Genomic DNA, 20271 nt, shown 5'->3' with positions numbered 1-20271 from the left:
GTTAACGGTGGTCGGCTCCCACCGCTTCGGAAATATGATTGAATCCGTCCCGCAGCATGAGCTCTTTCAAGCCGCGGTGAAGCCTGCGGTTAATCTCCGGGCCCTCGTAAATCAGGGCCGTATAAATTTCGATCAGGCTGGCGCCCGCACGGATTTTGCGGTAAGCGTCCTCGCTGCTGAAAATGCCTCCCGAGCCGATAATTGGAAGTTTCCCGCCCGTCTGCCGATAGATCCGGCTCACGATTTCCGTGGATCTCTCCTGAAGCGGTTTGCCGCTCAGCCCGCCTGTCTCTCTGGCATGCGGATGCTGAAGCCCTTCGCGGGAAATCGTCGTATTCGTAGCGATAATGCCGGATACACCGCTCGCCGCAATGGTTTCGGCCATATATTCGAGCTCTTCGTCCGTAACATCCGGCGCTATTTTAACCAATACCGCTTTGGATGAACCGCTGCGGTCGTTCTGAATTTTCATTTCGCCCGTGACCTGCTTCAGCAGTTCGGCAAGCTCGCTGCCATGCTGCAAATTACGAAGATCGGGCGTATTCGGCGAGCTGATGTTCACGACAAAGAAATCTGCCGCCGGATATAAGGCCTGAATACATTTCTGATAATCAGTATACGCTTCTTCGTTAGGTGTTGATTTATTTTTACCAATATTTACGGCAATGGGTATGGGACGATTCTTTAACGCCGCCAGTTTATCCGCCATCACTTCGGCTCCGTAATTATTGAATCCCATTCGGTTGATCAGCGCTTCGTCGGGAGGCAGCCGGAACAGGCGGGGCTGATCGTTGCCCGGTTGACCTTTGGGCGTGACGGTGCCGACCTCCATGAAACCAAACCCGATCGAAGAGAAGCCCTCTACGGCTTCCGCGTTTTTATCCAGTCCGGCGGCAAGTCCTACCGGAGACGGGAAATGAAGGCCGAACAGATCGACCGCAAGCTCCGGGGTTTCTTGAACGCCGAATAAAGATTTCAGTAATGCGATTCCCCCCGGCATGGCGGACGTTTTATGTAATCCACCGATCACCAGATGGTGGGCTTTCTCCGGATCCAGCCGAAAAAAAACCGGTTTTCCAAAATTGCGATACAGCACGACTCTTCACTCCGTTCTCTCTGACCCTACACACACTCCTGCGCACAGGTGTTTCCCTCATTTCCAGTTTAGCGGTTTCGGCCGAAAAAGGAAAGTTATTGCTTTTAATTCCCCGGATCGCCTTATCCTCTCATGGAAAAATACGATGAAAGCCATTACAATAGAGTTGTCGTTCCCGCGGCTCTTCTTCCGAAGCAGCCTACATTAATGGAAGGAAGTGCTTCATATGTCCACAAAAAGAAAACCTCCATCCCTTCATCAGAAGAAGGAAGAGGTCAATAGAAAAGGGCTGATCTGGCTCGGCTCCATTCTTGCGGCCATTATCGTCTTTTTTGCGGTTATTCTTATTCTAGTAAACTCTTGATCCCCTGATTATCCTAACCAATGATAGGTTTTATGGGGATTGGTCTGATCCTGGCGGTCCGGAAAAACAAACCTTTTGGACGAACCCGGCTGCAAATCGGGCAAAATCCCCTTTCCAATCGTGACTCTCGTGCCCTTGGGCACCAGATCAAACAGCTCCTCCACATCGGCTTTGGCCATGCGCACGCAGCCCTGCGATACGTCCTGACCGACACTGTCCGGTTCGTTTGTGCCGTGAATGGCATAATTGCCGTCCGACAAAGCCATGCCCCGGCTGCCAAATTCCCCGTTGTCATGTCCATTAGGGTTTATGACCTTTTCGGTAATCCGGAATGTCCCCTCGGGCGTGCGGTCCCCCCCAAGTCCTACCTTATAAACCCGAAGCACGATCTTGCCGCTCACCAAAGCCAGCAGATGTTTATCTTTATCGATCTTGATTTCAAGAGGCTGCTGAAAAAAAGGCTCCCCCGGCGCCGCTGCGGCCTGCTTCGCCATACTGCCCGCTGGTTCAGGGTTTGTCTCGGCTTGCTTCACTTGCTCCAGCGCGGTTTTAAACGCATTTCCCAGCTCCGGCGTATCGCCGGCAATCCAGTTGTTCGGATAAGGCTGGTTCAACTCTTCCGGCTTATCAGGATAACGCCCGTTAGCTTCCTTGAATTGGAGCATCGCCGAGGACAGCAGCGCAAGCAATTCCTGGTCCGCCGTCCAGTCCGCCGCCTGCTGCTTCAGCCGCTTAAATGCCGGCTCGTCCGGGGGCTGGCACCCGCAGGAAGCGGGATTAAGCGCCTGAATGAACGTTTTTCCGGCTGCGGCATCCCGAACGGCGCTATATTCCAGCGGCATGTCCCGTTTCCATAACAACCATCCGTCCTGGCTTTTCATGCCGAGAACGGCGAACTGCTCGCCTCTTCGATCTCCCTGATCCAGCAGCGAAGCCAGCGCCTGTGCTCTTTCCTTTGCCGTCCCGGCCGCTGCTGCCGTAAATAAAGGGCCATCAGGCAGCATTTGCCCCGTGGCTGTGCCCGTTCCGGCAACGGGCACAGCCACCGCAACAGCCGGCTCTTGTTCGCCTGCGGCTTGTCCCTCGGCGGATGTCCCGCCCGATGGGCCCCCGGTCCAAAGCGGCGACAACAAAACGAGCAGAAGCAGCATAAACGCCGCTAATCCCCTCCGCCAGCGCGTCCGGTTTCTCGCTTTTCTTTTTGAAGCTTCCAGCAGCTCCGCCGCATATTCCTTCCACACTTCGTCCGGCGTTTTGCTGGATTCAAACGCTTCGTAAATATCCCCTGCTTGTATGTAACAATAATTCGCTTTGCCTTCCTGGCCGTTCTGCTCATATTCTTTGCCCAGCAAATACCAGGCCATGCGATTATCCGGATGCATCCGAACATAATCTTTCAAATATGCCGAATTGTTCATCGCGACCTCCGTCCGTTATGTATCCCATCCCAGCTGCAGAAACCGGACAAGTCCGGTTCTCTACTTTTATTATCGGCCGCCGGACCAAAAATCGATATGCAACAAAAGCCCCACTCGCGGAAAGCTCCCCACAAAAAAACACCCCCCGCCAGCGCGAGAGATGTTTTTCAGCAGGTATTCTGCATACACGGAAGCCCGATTAACCTTCTTTATTAAAAGGTTCGTCCGCAATTTTAATGGAATCCGTAGGGCAGCCGTCGCAAGCGTCCTGAAGATCGTCGTACAGCCCTTCTTCAATTTCGGTAACGCCGCGGTTTGCGTCGCTTTGGTAAATCACTTCCGCCAAACCTTCATCATCGTAATCAAAAATGTCCGGTGCCGTGGCGCCGCATGCGCCGCAAGCGATACAGGTGTCTTTATCGACCCAACTATATTTTGCCATTTCGTCTGCCTCCCGTTAAAAAAACAATACAAGACCAAGTGCGGTCTAGCACTCCACTCAAATATAATATAAATAATTGACAATTTCAATGGAATTACCCGTTTGTACCAGAAAGCGCTATCCTTTAGTCCTGTTCTTCATTTCTCAAAAAATCCGTTTGCAAAGAAGTGCCCCGAATCTTGTGGTTCCGGATTAAAGTCGACGGATCATCCCCCAGCATGCCGGCCGTCAGCACCGCGCTTTCGCCGAATTTGTCCCTCAGCTCATCCATCACTTTGGTCAGCTGTTCCTTCTTGGGCTGCTGCTCATAGCTGAACAAATCAAGCTGCATGGCCGACTCTTCCTTCGGAACCAGGTTCTGCAGCGTAATCCCGAGCAGACGGACCGGTTTGCCTTCTTTCCAATGTTTGCGGTACAGCTTACAGGCCTCATGATACACTTCTTCCGCCGTTTCCGTTACGCTCGGCAAGGTCTGGGATCTGGTGATCGTCTTCATGTCCGGCGTACGGATCGTAATTTGCACGGTTTGAGCCATCAAACCTTGTCTGCGCATCCGTCTGGACACCTGGTCCGCCAAATTCAGCATCACCCGCTCAACCTCCTTCATTTCCGTAATATCATAAGGAAGAGTGGTGGTATGCCCGACCGATTTGTTTTTATCCTTCTCCTCGCGGACCGGAGTAGGGTCGATGCCGCTGGCCGCCTGCTTCATCCAGGCCCCCATCACGCCGAAATGCTCCTGCAGCTTCCTTTCGTCCGCTGCCGCGAGTTGGCCGATCGTGTAAATTTGCAGCTTCTTCAATTTATCTGCCGTCCGTCCCCCGATCCCGAACAGCTGGGAGCATGGTTTATCCCACAGCAGCTTCGGGACGTCGCGAATGCGGAGCACCGTAATGCCGTTCGGTTTCTTCATGTCGGACGCCATTTTGGCAAGCAGCTTATTGGGGGCAACCCCCACAGAACAGGGAAGTCCCAGTTCGTCCCGGATGCGCTGCTGCAGCTCCTCGGCGATTTGCAGCGGCGTGCCGAACTGCCTGGAGCCTGTAATATCCATATAACACTCGTCGATGGAAGCCGTCTGCAGCAGGGGGGTATAAGAATAAGCTATGCTTTGGAATGCCCGGGAGTACCTCCGGTACAGATGAAAGTCCGGTTGTAGTACAATTAAATCGGGACATAATTTTAAGGCCTGGCTGACCAGCATGCCTGTTTTGACGCCCAGCTTTCTTGCTACATACGAACAGGTAACGATAATCCCTTTGCGCTGCTCTACGCTTCCGGCGACAGCCGTAGCCCGGCCGGCATATTTTTCGGGCTCTTCAGCCTCATGAACCGAACAGTAAAAGGCGTTCATATCCACATGAAGGATTACCCTGCCTTTAGAGGGATAATATTCATCTATAGGGTTCACGCCAATTCCTCCTAACCGGACGCAAAACAAATTATACAAAATGTTCAAACCATGATACAGTAAAGCAATAAAGTGTTTTCGGAACCATTATTATTTTATAATAATTATACCAAACTACCGACTTTTTGTTCATCCATTCCTAAAGGGGGACTCTTCATGTCTAAGGCTCTTTCTATCTTCGATACTACTCTTCGCGACGGCACCCAGGGGGAAGGCATCAGCCTCTCGGCCGACGACAAGCTGAAAATCGCCAAAAAACTCGACCAACTCGGCGTTCATTATATTGAAGGCGGCATTCCGGGCAGCAACAACAAGGACATTGAGTTTTTTCGCCGTGTCCAGGAACTGGGCCTGCAGGCCAAAATCACCGCTTTCGGCAGCACGCGCCGCAAGAACAGCGAAGCCCATCTGGACGCCAACTTAAACCGGATCATTGAATCCGGAGTACAAGCAGCTACCCTGGTCGGAAAATCATGGGATTTTCACGTGCATACCGCCCTCCAGACTACGCTCGAGGAGAATCTCGCCATGATCGCGGATTCCATTGCATTCCTGAAACAGAAAGGGCTTGAAGTCATTTTTGATGCCGAGCATTTTTTTGACGGGTACAAACATAACCGCGAATACGCGGTCGCCGTGTTGAAAAAAGCCGCTGCCGCTGGGGCCGATTGGCTGGTCATGTGCGACACGAACGGAGGAAGCATGCCCGGCGAGGTTCATTCTATCGTGACGGATATCCGCGGCCAGCTCGGCAGCTCCCTCCTTGGCATTCATACGCATAACGACTGCGAGCTGGCCGTTGCCAACGCGCTCAGCGCTGTGCAGGCAGGGGCGACGCAAGTTCAGGGCACTATCAACGGATACGGCGAACGCTGCGGCAATGCCAATCTTTGCTCCGTCATTCCGAATTTGCAGCTGAAGCTCGGGTATGACGTGCTTTCCCCGGAACAAATCGGCCAGTTAACCAACACAGCCCGTTATGTCAGCGAAATCGCCAACGTTCATTTGCCTAACAACCAGCCGTATGTCGGTACTTCGGCGTTTGCCCACAAAGGCGGCATTCACGTTTCGGCCATTTTGCGCGATTCCAAAACCTATGAGCATATTCAGCCGGAACTGGTCGGCAACAAGCAGCGGGTGCTCGTCTCGGAGCTGGCGGGACAAAGCAACGTCGTGTCCAAAGCAAAAGAAATGGGCATCGATTTCGATCCGGCCAACGAGCAAACCAAAGAGGTCATTCAGCACATTAAAGATCTTGAGCACCAAGGTTATTCCTTTGAGGGGGCCGACGCTTCCCTGGAAATGCTGCTTCGAAGCGCCAATGGCGATATTGAAGAGAAATTCGTATTTGAGTCCTTTAAAATGCTGGTGGAAAAAACAGCCGGAAAATCCGTCGTATCCGAGGCTTTCGTCAAGCTGAACGTTAGCGGGACCAGCGTCTATACCGCTGCCGAAGGCAACGGTCCGGTCAACGCCCTGGACAACGCGCTCCGCAAAGCGCTCGTCACCTATTTCCCGAGTCTCAAAGAAATGCATCTCTCCGACTATAAAGTCCGGGTTCTGGACGAAAAAGACGCAACAGCCGCCAAAGTCCGCGTGCTTATTGAATCCAGAGACATGTCCAGCAGCTGGAACACCGTCGGCGTTTCGGAAAACGTCATCGAAGCCAGCTGGGAAGCGCTTGTCGACAGTATCCGGTATGCTCTGATCGGAGAAACGTTCAACGAACCCGAGCAAGCGAGTCAGGAGCAAAGCCACGGACTGGTAAACCACTAATTTTCTATACGTTAAAAAACAAACCCGGAGATGCTTCCTGAAGGAAGTTATGCTCCGGGTTTAATTTTTTTAAAACATTTGTCTTCCTTCTGAAGGGGATTCCTTTATTTGGCTTCAATCACCTTGCGGACCTTGGCCTCCAAATCTGCCGGCGGCAGCAATCCGATCACAATGTCCCGGACAATCCCGTTCCGGTCAATCAGCACCTGTGTCGGGAAAGCTTGTCCCCGGTAGTCGGAATAAACCTTTTCCTTACGGTCCATCAGAATCGGAAAATGAACGCCAAACTCCTCGACAAAGGATCGGACCTTCGATTCGTTGTCATAGGCCGTGACATTGATGCCGTAAACATCCATCTCGCCTTTGTATCTTTGAGCCAGCTGCTCCAGATCAGGAGCCTCCAGCCGGCAGGGCTCGCACCAGGAAGCCCAAAAATTCAGCAGCAGCGCTTTGTCCCTTTTTCCCCCGACCCGATAGGTTTGCCCGTTCAGCCCTTCCAGTACAAAAGCAGGCGCCTTCTTTCCGATCTGTACCCCGGGACTGGAGGCAAAGGCCTCCGCTGTTTGCACGCCGCCCATGTTTCCCGTTAATGGGGGACTCCACAAATAGGCCACACTAGATATCAGAAGGATCGCCAACCCTTTAGAAAATACTTTTAGCCCCAATGCTTTAGACTTCATGCCATCGTTCCTTTACGGTAAAATAACAAAGAGTTTAAAACTATTGTTGCCCAACCGGATCAGAAACATTACATCGGCAATGGAACATGGCAGAATATGATTTTGAGAGGATAACGGAAAATGATCTACAAAAGCTTTGAAGAGGAACCCGCATTAAGGGTCGATATAGATGAACAGGTAATGAACGCCGTGGTTCGGCACCTGGAGGCATGTTTTCCTTTAGAGGGATGCGGCATTTTATTCGGAGAGGTCATGGAGCCGCAAGAGAAATCATCATCAGGGGAAACTTCATTAGCGGAAAATCAATTGCCGGGCAATCGCGGAAATACCTGGCGTGTTACCGAATTCCGCGCGGCGGCCAACGTGGCGCCGATGCCTGAAAAAGCTTTTTCCTTAGATCCAGAAGTCTGGATTCCCGGCTGCTTATCTCCCCGGCTGATAGGAATTGTTCACAGTCACCCGGTTTCCGGTCCCGAACCTTCGCTTGAGGATCTTAAGCAGCTTCAAAGCTTTGGAGAACGGATTAAGGCCTACCTGATTGTTTCTACGGCTCCAACCCTCAATTCTCCAACTGCTGGGGCCGCTGCCTCCGCTTCCTTTTCCGGGCATAAAAACACCCCCAATCACTCGCTTTACGGGGTTGAATTAGGGGAGGACCAAACCTATAAATTAAACAAACTGTACCAGCTATAACTCGGTACGTTGAAAACGCTAAAAAACAAGTGATAGATCAAAGTTTTTAGGAATGGCTTAAGAAAACATAAAGGTCGCCCAGCGTAAAGACGCCCCTCTCCCTTAACTGATCGATCAAAGCCGTCCACAGATTGGCCGTCATTTTGGCGTCTTCCAGCGCGTGATGCCGGCGGGTAATCGGAATGCCGTACCAATTCAGCCAATCATCCAGGCCGACTCGATGGCTGTCCGAATGCAACCGCTGGGCGATCATCATCGTATCCAAAACCCGGTGGCTGAGATGAATCTTAGAGGTTTTCCAAAGCGCCATATCCAAAAAAGCCTTATCATGACCGCTGCAGTGCGCAATCAACACCCGATCATCTACAAAACTCATAAATCCGTGCAAAGCTTCGACGAGCGGCGGAGCATCATCGCTCATTTCCTGGGTAATACCCGTCAATTCAACGATTTCCTTCGGAACCGGTTTTGAGGTTTTGGCAATGACATGGTGAACTTCCTCCTGCTGAACCTTAACGCCCTCTACCTTAACGGCACCAAACGACAGGATTTCATCCCCTTGCTTGGGATGAAACCCTGTCGTTTCCAGGTCAAATACAGCGGTCTTCAATTCTTTGAGCTGAACATGGAGCGTTTCGGGTCTGCGGAGACCCTTATTCAGCGATCTTAGAAAAGCAATCTGCTGAGCGCTTTCGGTGCCGAATTTTGATGCGATTGCGGAGGGCAAAGTTCTATTTTTAATGGCATTCCATAAACCGTGGTTTCGTTCCGCCTCTTTCATGGAAGCCTCCTTTCCGCAAAACGATGCTGTCTTTGAAGCATCCGGTACAGCTGACGGACCGTATATAAACTTTCCCTCAGCTCTCGGGATACATCCTTCTGCTTAAGCGTTTCTTTCGTTAAATAAGAATCTCCCTGCAAAACCCCGTCTTCCGTATGATTGTTGGTCAGCGACCTGAATTTCAGCGATTTGGCAAAAGCCCTGCGCAGCGCATCCAGCCAAGGCCTTGGAAAGGCCTCCAGCTCGTGAAGCTTTGAAATCCGCTCCCAGGTAGAAGTTTCGTTGATTCCATAATATAAAGCTATGCAGCGAATGCCATTGACCAAAGGAATGTACAAGCCGTATTTGACGTCAAACTCGCCGGCATGCTCGCCAAACCTTTCGGTAATCACCTGTCCCAGAATGTTTATGGCGGCTTTATGCCTGACGGTATTTCCAAGCAGCGCTGCCTCAAGCTCTTCATCCCGTCCCATCAGCTGCATAAAATCGTTGCGCCATTCATCCGCAAGCTCCTGATCGCCGGCAATATAACGCAGGTCGGAGGCTATCGTTAAATATCGCACATCTTCCCAGCGGAGCTCTTCCCGCCAAGAAGCCAGCTGACGATGCCATTCGCTCAAACTTAATCTCCACATCGGGTTGGAAACCATCACTTTGCCTTTGCACGGCGGGTACCCGACTTCTTCCAGCAGTTCCGCCAATGCCAGACCGAACCGTTCAAAATAAAGCTGCGCTTCGGCTCCGCCGCCATCGGCATAAATCAAGCCGTTATCCTGATCGCTCCAGGGAGTTTGCTCTTTACGGCCCCCGCTTCCAAAAAGAACAAAAGCGAAGGGGACGGGAGGATCTCCCGCACCTGCCTCCGCCAAATTCCGTTCACAGATGCCGATGGTTTTGGCCATCACCTCATCCTGCAGACGGTTGACCCATTCGTTCCACTCTTCAACAGGTGCGGAAGAGAACAGCTGAAGCAGCTTGTTCTCCTCCGTCCATCGCGCCAAACGAAGTTCTTTGGAAGTCTCCGCAGATTGAATACTCGAAAAATTAACAGGGTTTAAAGCAGATTCTTTCATACGGAACACTTCCTCTCTCTAATCAAACTGATATTACCCGATCAGAATGAGATTATTTGCTGATATCTCTGCCGGAATTGTTCAGCAAACCCATTTGCTCCGGATAACCGTAAGTTCCGTGTTCGCTGATATCCAGACCCATTGTTTCTTCTTCTTCCGTCACACGAAGGCCGGAAACGCCTTTCATGATCCCCAGAATAATGAAGGAAAGCACAAGTACGAATACGAACGTTCCAATCATGCCAAGCGCTTGAACGCCGAGCTGATGGAAGCCACCGCCATAGAACAAGCCGGCTTGCCCTACGCCAACCGTTTCAGCAAGGTCGCCTGTTGCAAAGAAACCAGTGGACAAGGCTCCCCACATACCTGCGATACCGTGTACGGAGAATGCGTAAACGGGATCATCCAGCCCTGCTTTTTCAAACCATTGAGCTGTAAAGAACGTCAACACGCCGGCTACAACCCCGATTACGATCGCCGCCCATGGTTCAACGAATGCGCAAGAACCGGTAATCGCTACGAGGGCTGCAAGTACGCCGTTCAGCATGCTTGGGATGTCGGCTTTGCCAAACACCGCCCAGGAGACCAGCAGCGCGGCAACGCCGCCTGCGGCAGCAGCCAGGTTAGTCGTCAAGGCTACATATCCAAAAAATCCGTCGTTCATCGCGGAAAGTCCGCTGCCCGGGTTAAAACCGAACCAGCCCACCCACAAAATGATTACGCCAAGAACGGAGAGCACTTGGTTATGCCCCGGAATGCTGTTTGGTTTGCCGTCTTTATTATATTTGCCAAGGCGCGGTTTCAGCAGGAAGGTCGCAGCCAGCGCCGCAGTCGCACCCGTCAAGTGAACTACCGCGGAACCCGCATAGTCCTGCATGCCCATTTCAGCCAGCCAACCTCCGCCCCATACCCAGTGAGCAATGATTGGATATATAATGATCATAAACAAAAGTCCGAAGATAATATATACGCTTAGCTTGGCGCGTTCCGCCATACCGCCGCAGGCGATGGCCAAGGATACCGCAGCAAATGAAAATTGAAACAGAAACATGATTACCATCGGCACTCCGGCCGCAGACAATGCATCAAAAGAAGGAGTGTCCGCGTTTCCTCCGAAGAAGAAACCTTCGTAACCAAAAAATCCGTTCCCGTTGCCGAAGCCGAAGCCAAAACCAAGAGCCCAGAATGCAATGACGGCAATCCCCACTGTCAGGACCGTTTTCCCCGCCACGTGACCGGCGTTTTTCATTCGTACGGAACCTGCCTCAAGAAGCGCGAAGCCGGCCTGCATGAAAAATACGAGCACAAAAGCCAGAAACACAAACAAGGAATTCAAACCGATTTGCACAGCTGGTGCAGTCACGTCGTCTGCTGCAAACGCGGAGACCGGAACTGCAAATAGTGAACCGAAAGTCAGCAAGCTTAACAACCACTTCTTCCTCATATAACCCTCTCCTTAATGTCATGTTTCTTTACATGTTTATTATGTTAAAGCGATTATAATCAATAACCCGCCAACTTGACAACAACATTTTTTTATTTTCCTGAAAAAAACCTTTGTTTTTTCAATTAACTAACATTTCATGTTAGGTATTGAGGATGACATTCTTATTTCAGCTTCAATACCGAAATTGTAGCTTGACCGGATAGATCAACATAGATGCAGCCGTTGAAAGCTGTTATAAATACATATCAACCGCGCGAAAGTTCTGAGGGCTGGGAGCAGCGCTATATAGGGGCGATTAAGCAGGGGCAAAGCATAACGTTTGACTGTATACTTTAATATCCTGTATTATAACTTTGTGTAAATAAATATATATTATTAGAACGGTTAGGACAGGGAGTGATACCATTGGGACTATAAAATTGTACCGGATCGGGGAACTGGCCAAAGCCGCGGGCGTCAGCGAAAGAACTATCGATTATTATACAAAACTCGGATTGATTTCTCCGGAAACAAGAACGCACAAAAACTATCGTCTATACAGTCTTGAAACCTTAAACCGCCTTGAACGTATTAATCAGTGGAAACAGGAAAAATATACGCTGGAGGAGATTCGGGCCAGACTCGATGAATTAACGGGAATCAGCGAAGAGCAGGTATCGGAAAAGCTGACCTCGCTTGAGCTTCACCTGCAGCAGCTGGAACGGGAAGTCAAGGAGCTTGAGCCCTTGATTTCGCAGATGAAGCCGGGGCAGGCCAGCAAGGTTTATACGCATATCATGCCTTCCAGCCTGGCTTGTATTGAAGCTCTCCGTTTATTGATGAATCATGGACCTTTCACTTGATCAGCACATTTCATTTTACGGAGGTATGACAAATGTATTTTGACGGTATGTACATTCTGATCATCATTGCGTTCATCTTCTCCCTCTGGGCCCAATTCAGGGTAAAGGGAACGTTTAACAAATACACCCAGGTTCCCAATTACAGCGGCATGACGGGCCAGGAAGCCGCCCGCCGCATGCTGGACGCCAACGGGCTTTACGATGTGCCGATCGAGCCTGTACGCGGCAGCCTGACCGACCATTATGATCCGATCCATCGCGTTGTGCGCTTGTCGGAGCCCGTATATTACGAACGTTCTATCTCAGCCGTTTCGGTAGCTTGCCACGAGGTGGGCCATGCGATCCAGCATAAGGTTCATTACCCGATGCTGGTGCTGAGACACCGCATTTTCCCGGTCGTGAATTTTGCTTCCGGCGTTGCGCCTTTCCTGCTGATTGCCGGTATTTTGTTCAATGCCTTCAACTTGCTGGGCCTTGGTATCATCTTTTTCTCCGTAGCGGTTGCTTTCCAGGTCATTACGCTGCCGGTAGAGTTTAATGCCAGCAACAGAGCCCGCAAAATCATGCTGGAACAGGGTTATGTCACGCACAGCGAATCCAAAAGCGTCGGAAAAGTGTTGAATGCAGCCGCATTAACTTATGTGGCCGCCGCCCTGATCTCCGTACTCGAGCTGCTCCGCTACATCCTGATGTTTACAAACAGCAACCGCGACTAACGGTTGGGTGTAATAAATAAAAATTCCCGCAGGCCAACGCCTTGCGGGAATTTTTATTTTTCAGGATTGAATGGCCCTAACATTTAACATTAAAATGCTCCAGCAAAAAAGTTCTGAAGGACTGGGCTACAAGCGGAAGTTTGTCATCCGAACGATAAATAAGGCCAATTGTACGCGTAACTTTGGGCGAAGAGATCTTCACCCTTGCCGGACTCAGATTCCCAGTATGAAAAGCAGCCATCTCCGGAAGAAGGCTGACTCCCATTCCGGCCGCCACCAACCCCCGTATCGTATCCGTTTCTTCGCCTTCGAATGCAATTTTCGGCGTAAAACCGGCCTCCAGGCAGGCATGGAGCACAATCGGACGAAGCGAATAACCTTTGCTGAACAAAATAAACTTGTCATCTTTTAGCTGCTGAAGCATGATTTCCTGTTCTCCGGCAAGCGGATGACCGGGAGGCAGGATTGCAAACAATTCTTCCGTAAGCACCACATCGCCAGCCACCTGTTCATGATGATCCGGAAAAGGCGAAATAAAAGCCAAATCTACCTCGGATTCCGTCACATCCCTGATCAAGCTGGTGTACATCCCTTGTTTGAACCGGAATTTGACGTTTGGATAAAGTTTCTTGAATTCCGCAATAATGATCGGCAGCATATGCACGCCTAGACTGTGCGGGAACCCCAGACGGATTTCCCCCTGCTCAGGGTCCAAAAACTCATGTACCTCCGCAACGGCCCGGTCCAGATCTTTAAGAACGGATTCGATTCGGCTGCAAAAAAGCTGTCCGACAGCCGTCAGCTGGAGATTCCGCCCCTTCTGTTTGAAAAGCTCCACGCCGAGCTCCTTCTCCAGCTGATGAATCTGCCTGCTCACCGCGGATTGGGCGACATGAAGCTCCTCCGCTGCCTGCGTGACATGCTCCTTGCCCGCAACCTTTACAAAATACTGCAATTGTCTAAGTTCCACTTGGTTGTTCGCTCCATTTCGAATTGCTATGCCTTGCCTTTGTGTGAAGAACTAGGTTTTGTTACGCTTGGAAATCCGGATCAAAAGACCGTAGGCAAAAAATCCTCCGATCAGCCCGCCCAAATGGGCCATCCAGTTTGTGCTCGTCATGGCAAAGGAAAAGATGATGCCTACCATCAACAGCGCATAAAGGGTTTTTCTTGAGCCCTCATCCATAATGTGACGCTGCAATAGGGCAATGTATAAAAACGCCCCATAGACGCCATAGATTGCGCCTGAGGCGCCTACAGACAACGTATACTCCATCGCATGCCGGTACAAGGCCATGCTTAACGCATTTCCCAGCACCCCGCTGATCAGATAAACCAACGCATAACGCCACCAGCCCAGCAAACGTTCAAGCGGAGGCGCAAACACCAGGATGGCGAAACAGTTAAACAGAAGATGCGAGAAGCTTAAATGAAGAAAAATAGCGGTCACGTACCTCCACCAGTCCTGGCTGTATGGCAGTTCGGAAGCGACGGCTCCAAACCGGAACAGCGTTTCCGTGTTGCCGGCTCCGCCGTTAACTAACAGGACGCAGTACATGACCAGATTAATCACCAGAATAATCGAGGTAACCGGATAAAATTTCAGATAACTTCTCCAGTTCTCATAACGAATAAATATCATGCTTTACCTTCCTTTAATCAAGACTGTTCTCATTTTATTGGACAAGCGCTTTTCAAAACGATTATAATGGATTTTGGCATGAAATACCAACGAAAGACCTTGGCGTTCCAGCTTTTGATGGTGTTTCGCAAACCGATCCCAAAGGAGGAAAATGAAATGGCACAAGAACGTACAAATGCTGCTACTTTTAAAGGCAATCCTATCACCCTTGTAGGTCCTGAGCTCAAAGTCGGCGACAAGGCCCCGGATTTCACGCTCAGCAAAAGTCTGGTCGAAGAAGTTTCCTTGAAGGATTTTGACGGAAAAATCAAGCTGATCAGCGTCGTTCCTTCTCTGGATACCGGTGTTTGCGACGCGCAGACCCGCCGTTTTAACCAGGAAGGCCATGATCTCGGCGATCAGGTAGCCGTGCTGACCGTCAGCGTCGATCTTCCATTTGCGCAAGCCCGCTGGTGCGGTGCGGCCGGCATTGACCGCGTCGTTACTTTATCCGACTACAAGTTTAAATCCTTTGGCGAAGCTTACGGCGTATTGATCAAAGAATTCCAGCTTGATCACCGTTCCATCTTTGTTCTCGATGCCGACAATACCATCCGCTATGTCGAATATTTGAGCGAAATGTCCGAACATCCGGACTATGACAAAGCGATTGCCGCTGTCAAAGAACTTCTGTAAGACACAGCCTATCCGCGGGCGATCGTCCCGCAAGAACAATAAAAGCGAGCGCCGGCATTCGGTCTCGCTTTTATTAGTTTAATTATGCCGTTGTTTTGTATCTGCTCAGCTTCTTATCTAATATGCTGAACAACCCCTGAATATTCCGGTAGTTAGCGCCCAAATCCCCTAAAGAACCCCGGGTAGCCGAATAAATATCGACCGCGCTGCGCGTAGGTCCAGTTCCGACCAAGGAAACCGTAATATCCATGATCCGGCCGAAAGCCGTTCTTTTCTCCAGCAAAATCTCCCCGACCGAAGGCACCTCGTGAACAACCTTGTAACCGGGTACTTTCTTCAGCGTGGAGCTTACTTCATCCCATAATTTATCTTTTGAAAGTTGATAATATCGTGTTTTCAGCTCAGGCACCTTTGCGCGGTCGCTCGTCCCTTCAACGCTGCGGAACAATCCGGTTAACGTTCTTTTTAACGACAAACCTGTTTCCTCCTCCGTCAGTCCGACAAATGAATTATTTTCCTGTTCCTGCCTATTGTATCATCCGCAAAAATAAAAAGCACCTAATCTGCCTTACGGCGGATTGGCGCTATAATGAACGGTTGGAGTCCCGCATATGCCGTCCGGTTACAGTGTCCGTGAACCTGCTCAGCAGGTGGGTGACCGCAGCCAAGTTTATGAATTCCCCTAATCATATAGATAGGGCATTTCAGCCGCTTGGACATGTAAGTCTCCCGAGACATTGTCATTGGTTCAAAACAACAAATAACCGCAACGCACATCGCAGGATGTATATTCATTATAGTGCCAGCCCCGGCAAAAGTAAACCAACCGACCGGGGTCCCCCGCTTGAAAAATTCTCCAAATCCATCTTGGATTAAATAGACTTAGGGTTCTTATCCGGATCTTCCGGCGATTCGCTATCCTTCACTTTCTCTTCAGCCTCAGGACCCGATGTCGGTTCTTCGCTTTCAGGCCCCATCTCTAAGGTTTCCTCAGCTTTTTTGGCCTCTGCAGCTTCGTTCATTTTGGCAATCTGCGCCTGCATTTTAGTGTATGTGGCAAAGAAGTTCAGGAAAGCCAGCCAAGCCAGAAGCGAGGCCGTCCCGAAAATGATCAGCCAAGTAAACTTGGCGGTCAGGAACAGCAGCACCGCAGCTCCCGCAAGCGTTGAGAAAGAGCGGAAAGGACGAATGATCGTCAAAAGCACCGCATTTTTCAGCATGGTCGTCGTCTTCAAATGGTAGTGGGCCACCATCGAGAAAAAGTTAAACAACGAAACCATCAGAATAATCAGCAGGACCAGCATAATAATGCCAACGATCTGTAGGTTCTGCATTCTCATCATGTAAACTCTGTAATCGACAATCATCACTACAAAAAGCAGGGTATAAAAAATGCCGCCAACCATGCTTTGCTTGTAATTCTCTTTGTATCCTCTAAAAAAAGTACGGGTAACGCTGACATCCGCCTCTCCCATCACCCATTTGCGCACGACCGTGAACAACGCCGCAGTGGCCGGAAATAATGTAAACGGTGCCAAGATTGCCATGGCGTATACGGATGTGACGTCATTTTCCAGACCGTGCACGATCATCAAATATTTGGTCAGCAGGAAAAATAAAAACGGCGAAGAACATACCAGCCACAGCAGGTTGCTGCCTGCGATCCTCATAATCCATTCCGTAATGCGGTATAAACCGCCCATAACCCCTCTAAATTCCAAGTAAGTCCTCCCCCTCGTCCTTCGTCAACTGTCTCTACTTTAACTATACCTTATTCGGGTATAGCAATCCAGTTTAACACGCGGTAAATTAGCTGCCCCGTTTAAAATTTTGGCTATTCTCACAAAAAAGCCAGCCGAACTATAACGGCGTTCCTTAAGGTCGTCCAAAAAGAGTCCCAAAAGGGTTTCACCGCAAATAAAAAACAAGGCAATGCCCTCCGGCACTGCCTTGTTCGTATCGCCGTTTCAGCCTGAGACAGCTGAGATTAATTGTTCTCTTCGCTGCGGTTGTATGGACGGCGTTCGCCGCTCGGACGAGGTTTACGGTCGTAAGAAGACGAACGATTGTGATCGCGGTTGCCGCCTTCTTTGTTGCCGTATCCGCCCTTGCCGCTGCCGAAGCCGCGTCCGCCTTCACGGTTATCGCGTCTGTATGAGCCGCTGTTGCCGCTGCGGTTGCCGTAGCCGGATGGTTTACGTCCGCTGGATCTGATATCCGGTTTGCGGCGTTTTACGCGAATCGGTTCTTCAGGAGTCAACTCGATATGGGCGCTTTCGTTTTTGTCGCCGCCGGTTACGAGTTTGATCGCTGCTGCAAGCAGGTTCACGGAATCGTATTGCTCCAGAAGCTGAATCGCAATACCCTTGTATTCGTTCAGCTCTCCGCTCTCCACGATATCGATCAAACGTTCAGCCGTAATCCGCTGTTTGCCTTCAATCGCTTCCGCAATGCTTGGCAAAGGTTTGCGCGGAATGCGGTGACGCGTTACACGTTCAATGAAATGCAGATGATCAATCTCACGTGGCGTAACGAAGGAATAAGCAGCTCCCTCTTTACCCGCACGGCCTGTACGGCCGATACGGTGCACGTAGCTTTCCGGATCCTGCGGCAGGTCAAAGTTAACGACATGCGTTACGCCGGAAACGTCGAGACCGCGGGCCGCAACGTCTGTAGCTACCAGCACGTCGATGCTGCCGTCACGGAATTTGCGCATTACGGTGTCGCGCTGGTTCTGGGACAAATCGCCATGAAGGCCGTCTGCAGAGTAACCGCGTTTCTGCAGGGCTTCAGCTAGCTCGTCAACCCGGCGTTTCGTACGGCCGAAGACGATGGCCAGTTCAGGAGATTCCATATCCAGCAATCGGGACAAAGCATCAAATTTCTGGCGTTCGTTCACTTCAATGTAAGCTTGATCGATCAAAGGAGCGCTGACTTGTTTAGGAATAACGGAAACATGCTCGGGATTTTTCAAAAATTGCTGTGCCAGCTTCTGGATATTAGGAGGCATTGTAGCAGAGAATAACATTGTTTGGCGCTCATCTGGAACCATTTTCAGGATCGCCTGAATGTCTTCCATGAAACCCATGTCCAACATTTCATCCGCTTCATCCAAGATAACGGTTTGCACGTCGTCCAGCTTGATGGTTTTGCGGTTAATATGGTCCAGCAAACGGCCTGGCGTACCGATAATAATTTGCGGTTTCTTCTTCAGAGCGCGGATCTGACGGGAGATATCCTGCCCGCCGTAAATCGGCAAGGAACGGATTCCTTTAAAACGGGACAATTTGCCGATCTCTTCGGCTACCTGGATTGCAAGCTCGCGCGTAGGTGCCATAATCAAAGCAACGATGCGTTCCTCTTCCCTTGGAATTTTGTTGATCAAAGGAAGACCAAATGCTGCCGTCTTGCCTGTACCCGTTTGTGCCTGACCGATCAAATCTCTGCCTTCCATAGCGAACGGAATGGATTTGGCTTGAATGGGCGTCGCTTCTTCAAAACCCAATTCGGTAATGGCTTGAAGTACCTTTGGCTCAAGGCCGAATTCTGTAAATGTGCTCAATAGGTTCAAACTCCTTCTATATGGTGGACAACTCCACAATCTTGACGTTATTCTTAAGTAGCGGTAAACGTTTATAGACTGTCCCAACAATCCTAAAAATTTTCACGTACAAACCAATTTCAACGCAGGACGATCTTAAACATATCTAAACGGCACGGTTTCATATGAAACATGTGCTTCCGGTCATTTATTGCGTAGATGGAAATCACTACCTACTCAAGAATATCTTTAATAGTATATCACAAAACATTCACAAAACACCAGTTGCTCTAAAAAGGTAATTTTATTTGATGAGGTGAAAGGTTTGCTTAAAGAAATAAGAAACGGTTTAGTAGTCATTATCGGCGCCGCATTGATTGCAGCCGGATTCAATTTATTCCTCGTTCCGCATCAGCTGCTGAGCGGCGGGGTATCCGGACTGTCCATGCTGGTCAATTACATAACGCCGATTAATTTGAGCTTGTTATATTTCGCTTTTAATATCCCGCTTCTTATAGCGGGCCTCTTTCTGCTCGGCAGACGGTTTATCCTGCTCAGCATTTTGTCCGTTGTTTGCGTTACGTGGTTTCTGACCCTTATTCCGAATAAAGGCCTGGCCTCCGACAATATTCTTGCCGCCGTATTCGGAGGCGTGCTGGTCGGCTTGGGCAGCGGCATTTCCTTCCGGGTGGGCGGATCCTCCGGCGGGTTTGACATTCTCGGTTCCATTGTTACCCGTTACCGCGATTTCCCGATCGGGAACGTTCTTGTTGGGCTGAATGCCCTGGTCATCCTGGCCATGGGTTACATCAACCAGAATTGGAACCTGGTTTTGGCTTCCATCCTGTCGCTTTACATTACGGGCAAAGTGCTTGATTTTATCCACGTGGGCCATATCAAAATTACGGTCTACATCATCACCAACGAATCCCAGCGGATGCTGGATAGATTATTGACCCATCCCCGCGGCGTGACGCTGATCAAAACGGAGGGCGCTTTTTCACACAAAGAAAAAGATATGCTGATGACAGTCACTACCATGTATGAACTTGCCGAACTTCGTGAAATAATAAAGTCAACAGACCCTGCGGCTTTCGTAAATATTGTGGAAACAGTGGGCGTCATGGGCTCGTTCCGCCGAAGATGACGAACGTGCTGCTCCCGCAAGACAGGTGGATGACCCCCTGATTTTATTCTTGAAGTATGTTACAATGAACGTGCGCCGGTTCTTCACCTTTTTATGAGTTGTGCTTTGTTCTGTCCCTTATTTCACAGACTTTGCTTTTCCGATGATCTTGAATGATTCTGTTTGTTATTAAACGAATGATTCCAAGGGAGAAGGAGTGGTTGTTGTGGAAATGGAAACGGTCAAACTGGAACAAATCGTCATAAAGTGGTTTCCCGACATGCTGCCGTTCTTCAATCAGAAGGAACTTGACTCCATGATTATGCTGAGGGACGGTTTTAAAATGCTGGAACAAGAAGATGCAATGGAGATTATGCAGTACAGCATTTGCGAACATCAAAATTCAAGTCTGCTTCACTAAGAGCTTTAAGTTTAGAGGCCGCTTCCGTACGGGGGCGGCTTTTTAATCGTTATTCGGCCTGCTTTGTTGGGTCCATCCGACCGAAGTATTCCGCTTCAGGGGGAGCTGGCCTCTTTCCCCTGTTCAA

The 20271-nt window shown here is 50.1% G+C and carries 21 protein-coding genes and 1 other RNA gene; 8 read left to right on the top strand and 14 right to left on the bottom strand.

The window, feature by feature from the left end; all coding sequences use genetic code 11:
- Position 1: 1 nt before the first annotated feature.
- Complete coding sequence (locus AC3ZPD_RS19730) at positions 2–1096, bottom strand: quinone-dependent dihydroorotate dehydrogenase (protein ID WP_490985989.1); 1095 nt, start codon at positions 1094–1096, stop codon at positions 2–4.
- 226 nt (positions 1097–1322) lie between these two features.
- Here AC3ZPD_RS19730 and AC3ZPD_RS19725 point away from each other — a divergent pair, with 226 nt between their 5' ends.
- Positions 1323–1460, top strand: a complete 138-nt coding sequence (locus AC3ZPD_RS19725; protein WP_490985988.1) for a hypothetical protein — start codon at positions 1323–1325, stop codon at positions 1458–1460.
- A gap of 8 nt (positions 1461–1468) precedes the next feature.
- Here the strand turns inward: AC3ZPD_RS19725 and AC3ZPD_RS19720 are convergent, their stop codons facing one another.
- From AC3ZPD_RS19720 to AC3ZPD_RS19710, 3 genes are all read right to left on the bottom strand, one after another.
- The gene (locus AC3ZPD_RS19720) at positions 1469–2878 is read right to left on the bottom strand and encodes a L,D-transpeptidase (RefSeq protein ID WP_490985987.1); all 1410 of its coding nucleotides are present in this window, start codon (positions 2876–2878) and stop codon (positions 1469–1471) included.
- A gap of 199 nt (positions 2879–3077) precedes the next feature.
- Positions 3078–3320, bottom strand: coding sequence for a ferredoxin (locus AC3ZPD_RS19715; protein ID WP_094095987.1), 243 nt, complete (start codon positions 3318–3320; stop codon positions 3078–3080).
- A 124-nt stretch (positions 3321–3444) separates the two neighbouring features.
- Positions 3445–4731: a DNA polymerase IV gene (locus tag AC3ZPD_RS19710; protein ID WP_490985986.1), complete on the bottom strand. Its 1287-nt coding sequence runs from the start codon at positions 4729–4731 to the stop codon at positions 3445–3447.
- Positions 4732–4887: 156 nt separating this feature from the next.
- On the opposite strand from AC3ZPD_RS19710, the gene cimA reads away from it, so the two are divergent.
- A complete protein-coding gene (cimA, locus tag AC3ZPD_RS19705; protein ID WP_490985985.1) occupies positions 4888–6507 on the top strand; it encodes a citramalate synthase in 1620 nt (539 codons plus the stop codon).
- Positions 6508–6611: 104 nt separating this feature from the next.
- Here the strand turns inward: cimA and AC3ZPD_RS19700 are convergent, their stop codons facing one another.
- Complete coding sequence (locus AC3ZPD_RS19700; RefSeq protein ID WP_490985984.1) at positions 6612–7187, bottom strand: TlpA family protein disulfide reductase; 576 nt, start codon at positions 7185–7187, stop codon at positions 6612–6614.
- A 120-nt stretch (positions 7188–7307) separates the two neighbouring features.
- On the opposite strand from AC3ZPD_RS19700, the gene AC3ZPD_RS19695 reads away from it, so the two are divergent.
- Positions 7308–7880: a M67 family metallopeptidase gene (locus AC3ZPD_RS19695; protein ID WP_490985983.1), complete on the top strand. Its 573-nt coding sequence runs from the start codon at positions 7308–7310 to the stop codon at positions 7878–7880.
- A gap of 46 nt (positions 7881–7926) precedes the next feature.
- Here the strand turns inward: AC3ZPD_RS19695 and AC3ZPD_RS19690 are convergent, their stop codons facing one another.
- From AC3ZPD_RS19690 to AC3ZPD_RS19680, 3 genes are read right to left on the bottom strand one after another with little or no spacing between them, the layout of a single operon-like run.
- The gene (locus tag AC3ZPD_RS19690; RefSeq protein WP_490985982.1) at positions 7927–8661 is read right to left on the bottom strand and encodes an exonuclease domain-containing protein; all 735 of its coding nucleotides are present in this window, start codon (positions 8659–8661) and stop codon (positions 7927–7929) included.
- Positions 8658–9734, bottom strand: coding sequence for a DUF294 nucleotidyltransferase-like domain-containing protein (locus tag AC3ZPD_RS19685; RefSeq protein WP_490985981.1), 1077 nt, complete (start codon positions 9732–9734; stop codon positions 8658–8660). The genes AC3ZPD_RS19690 and AC3ZPD_RS19685 overlap by 4 nt, the downstream gene beginning before the upstream one ends.
- A gap of 52 nt (positions 9735–9786) precedes the next feature.
- Positions 9787–11178, bottom strand: a complete 1392-nt coding sequence (locus tag AC3ZPD_RS19680; RefSeq protein ID WP_490985980.1) for an ammonium transporter — start codon at positions 11176–11178, stop codon at positions 9787–9789.
- Between the two features lie 416 nt (positions 11179–11594).
- Between AC3ZPD_RS19680 and AC3ZPD_RS19675 the strand changes: the two genes are divergently transcribed.
- The gene (locus tag AC3ZPD_RS19675; protein WP_490986046.1) at positions 11595–12023 is read left to right on the top strand and encodes a MerR family transcriptional regulator; all 429 of its coding nucleotides are present in this window, start codon (positions 11595–11597) and stop codon (positions 12021–12023) included.
- A gap of 32 nt (positions 12024–12055) precedes the next feature.
- Positions 12056–12739, top strand: coding sequence for a zinc metallopeptidase (locus tag AC3ZPD_RS19670; protein WP_490985979.1), 684 nt, complete (start codon positions 12056–12058; stop codon positions 12737–12739).
- Positions 12740–12815: 76 nt separating this feature from the next.
- On the opposite strand, the gene gltC is transcribed toward AC3ZPD_RS19670, so the two are convergent.
- Together gltC and AC3ZPD_RS19660 are read right to left on the bottom strand one after the other, a co-directional pair.
- Positions 12816–13709: a glutamate biosynthesis transcriptional regulator GltC gene (gene gltC / locus AC3ZPD_RS19665; RefSeq protein ID WP_490985978.1), complete on the bottom strand. Its 894-nt coding sequence runs from the start codon at positions 13707–13709 to the stop codon at positions 12816–12818.
- A gap of 51 nt (positions 13710–13760) precedes the next feature.
- Entirely contained in the window at positions 13761–14381 is a 621-nt protein-coding gene (locus AC3ZPD_RS19660) for a rhomboid family intramembrane serine protease (RefSeq protein ID WP_490985977.1), read from the bottom strand.
- A gap of 156 nt (positions 14382–14537) precedes the next feature.
- On the opposite strand from AC3ZPD_RS19660, the gene tpx reads away from it, so the two are divergent.
- Positions 14538–15056, top strand: a complete 519-nt coding sequence (tpx, locus tag AC3ZPD_RS19655; RefSeq protein ID WP_490985976.1) for a thiol peroxidase — start codon at positions 14538–14540, stop codon at positions 15054–15056.
- A gap of 82 nt (positions 15057–15138) precedes the next feature.
- Here the strand turns inward: tpx and AC3ZPD_RS19650 are convergent, their stop codons facing one another.
- From AC3ZPD_RS19650 to cshA, 4 genes are all read right to left on the bottom strand, one after another.
- Positions 15139–15531 (bottom strand): DUF1499 domain-containing protein, encoded by a 393-nt coding sequence (locus AC3ZPD_RS19650; protein ID WP_490985975.1) that lies wholly within the window; start codon positions 15529–15531, stop codon positions 15139–15141.
- Between the two features lie 123 nt (positions 15532–15654).
- A non-coding RNA gene (gene ssrS / locus AC3ZPD_RS19645) (6S RNA) lies at positions 15655–15844 on the bottom strand.
- Positions 15845–15928: 84 nt separating this feature from the next.
- Complete coding sequence (locus AC3ZPD_RS19640) at positions 15929–16777, bottom strand: YesL family protein (protein ID WP_490985974.1); 849 nt, start codon at positions 16775–16777, stop codon at positions 15929–15931.
- Positions 16778–17043: 266 nt separating this feature from the next.
- Entirely contained in the window at positions 17044–18618 is a 1575-nt protein-coding gene (gene cshA / locus AC3ZPD_RS19635; RefSeq protein WP_490985973.1) for a degradosome RNA helicase CshA, read from the bottom strand.
- Positions 18619–18922: 304 nt separating this feature from the next.
- On the opposite strand from cshA, the gene AC3ZPD_RS19630 reads away from it, so the two are divergent.
- Together AC3ZPD_RS19630 and AC3ZPD_RS19625 are read left to right on the top strand one after the other, a co-directional pair.
- Complete coding sequence (locus AC3ZPD_RS19630; RefSeq protein ID WP_490985972.1) at positions 18923–19744, top strand: YitT family protein; 822 nt, start codon at positions 18923–18925, stop codon at positions 19742–19744.
- Between the two features lie 205 nt (positions 19745–19949).
- Positions 19950–20144 carry a hypothetical protein gene (locus tag AC3ZPD_RS19625; RefSeq protein WP_490985971.1) on the top strand — a complete coding sequence of 65 codons (195 nt, stop codon included), beginning with the start codon at positions 19950–19952 and terminating at the stop codon, positions 20142–20144.
- Positions 20145–20271: the final 127 nt, after the last annotated feature.

The organism is Paenibacillus mobilis (assembly GCF_058267595.1).
The sequence above is the reverse complement of the archived record's forward strand: the minus strand, read 5'-3'. Positions and strand labels throughout refer to the sequence as shown.

What these genes read in the sequence shown, in the direction of transcription:
- AC3ZPD_RS19725 (WP_490985988.1), top strand. Translation starts at nt 1,323, where the DNA reads ATGTCCACAAAAAGAAAACCTCCATCCCTTCATCAGAAGAAGGAAGAG.
- AC3ZPD_RS19720 (WP_490985987.1), bottom strand. Translation starts at nt 2,878, where the DNA reads ATGAACAATTCGGCATATTTGAAAGATTATGTTCGGATGCATCCGGAT.
- AC3ZPD_RS19715 (WP_094095987.1), bottom strand. Translation starts at nt 3,320, where the DNA reads ATGGCAAAATATAGTTGGGTCGATAAAGACACCTGTATCGCTTGCGGC.
- cimA (WP_490985985.1), top strand. Translation starts at nt 4,888, where the DNA reads ATGTCTAAGGCTCTTTCTATCTTCGATACTACTCTTCGCGACGGCACC.
- AC3ZPD_RS19700 (WP_490985984.1), bottom strand. Translation starts at nt 7,187, where the DNA reads ATGAAGTCTAAAGCATTGGGGCTAAAAGTATTTTCTAAAGGGTTGGCG.
- AC3ZPD_RS19695 (WP_490985983.1), top strand. Translation starts at nt 7,308, where the DNA reads ATGATCTACAAAAGCTTTGAAGAGGAACCCGCATTAAGGGTCGATATA.
- AC3ZPD_RS19690 (WP_490985982.1), bottom strand. Translation starts at nt 8,661, where the DNA reads ATGAAAGAGGCGGAACGAAACCACGGTTTATGGAATGCCATTAAAAAT.
- AC3ZPD_RS19685 (WP_490985981.1), bottom strand. Translation starts at nt 9,734, where the DNA reads ATGAAAGAATCTGCTTTAAACCCTGTTAATTTTTCGAGTATTCAATCT.
- AC3ZPD_RS19680 (WP_490985980.1), bottom strand. Translation starts at nt 11,178, where the DNA reads ATGAGGAAGAAGTGGTTGTTAAGCTTGCTGACTTTCGGTTCACTATTT.
- AC3ZPD_RS19670 (WP_490985979.1), top strand. Translation starts at nt 12,056, where the DNA reads ATGTATTTTGACGGTATGTACATTCTGATCATCATTGCGTTCATCTTC.
- AC3ZPD_RS19660 (WP_490985977.1), bottom strand. Translation starts at nt 14,381, where the DNA reads ATGATATTTATTCGTTATGAGAACTGGAGAAGTTATCTGAAATTTTAT.
- tpx (WP_490985976.1), top strand. Translation starts at nt 14,538, where the DNA reads ATGGCACAAGAACGTACAAATGCTGCTACTTTTAAAGGCAATCCTATC.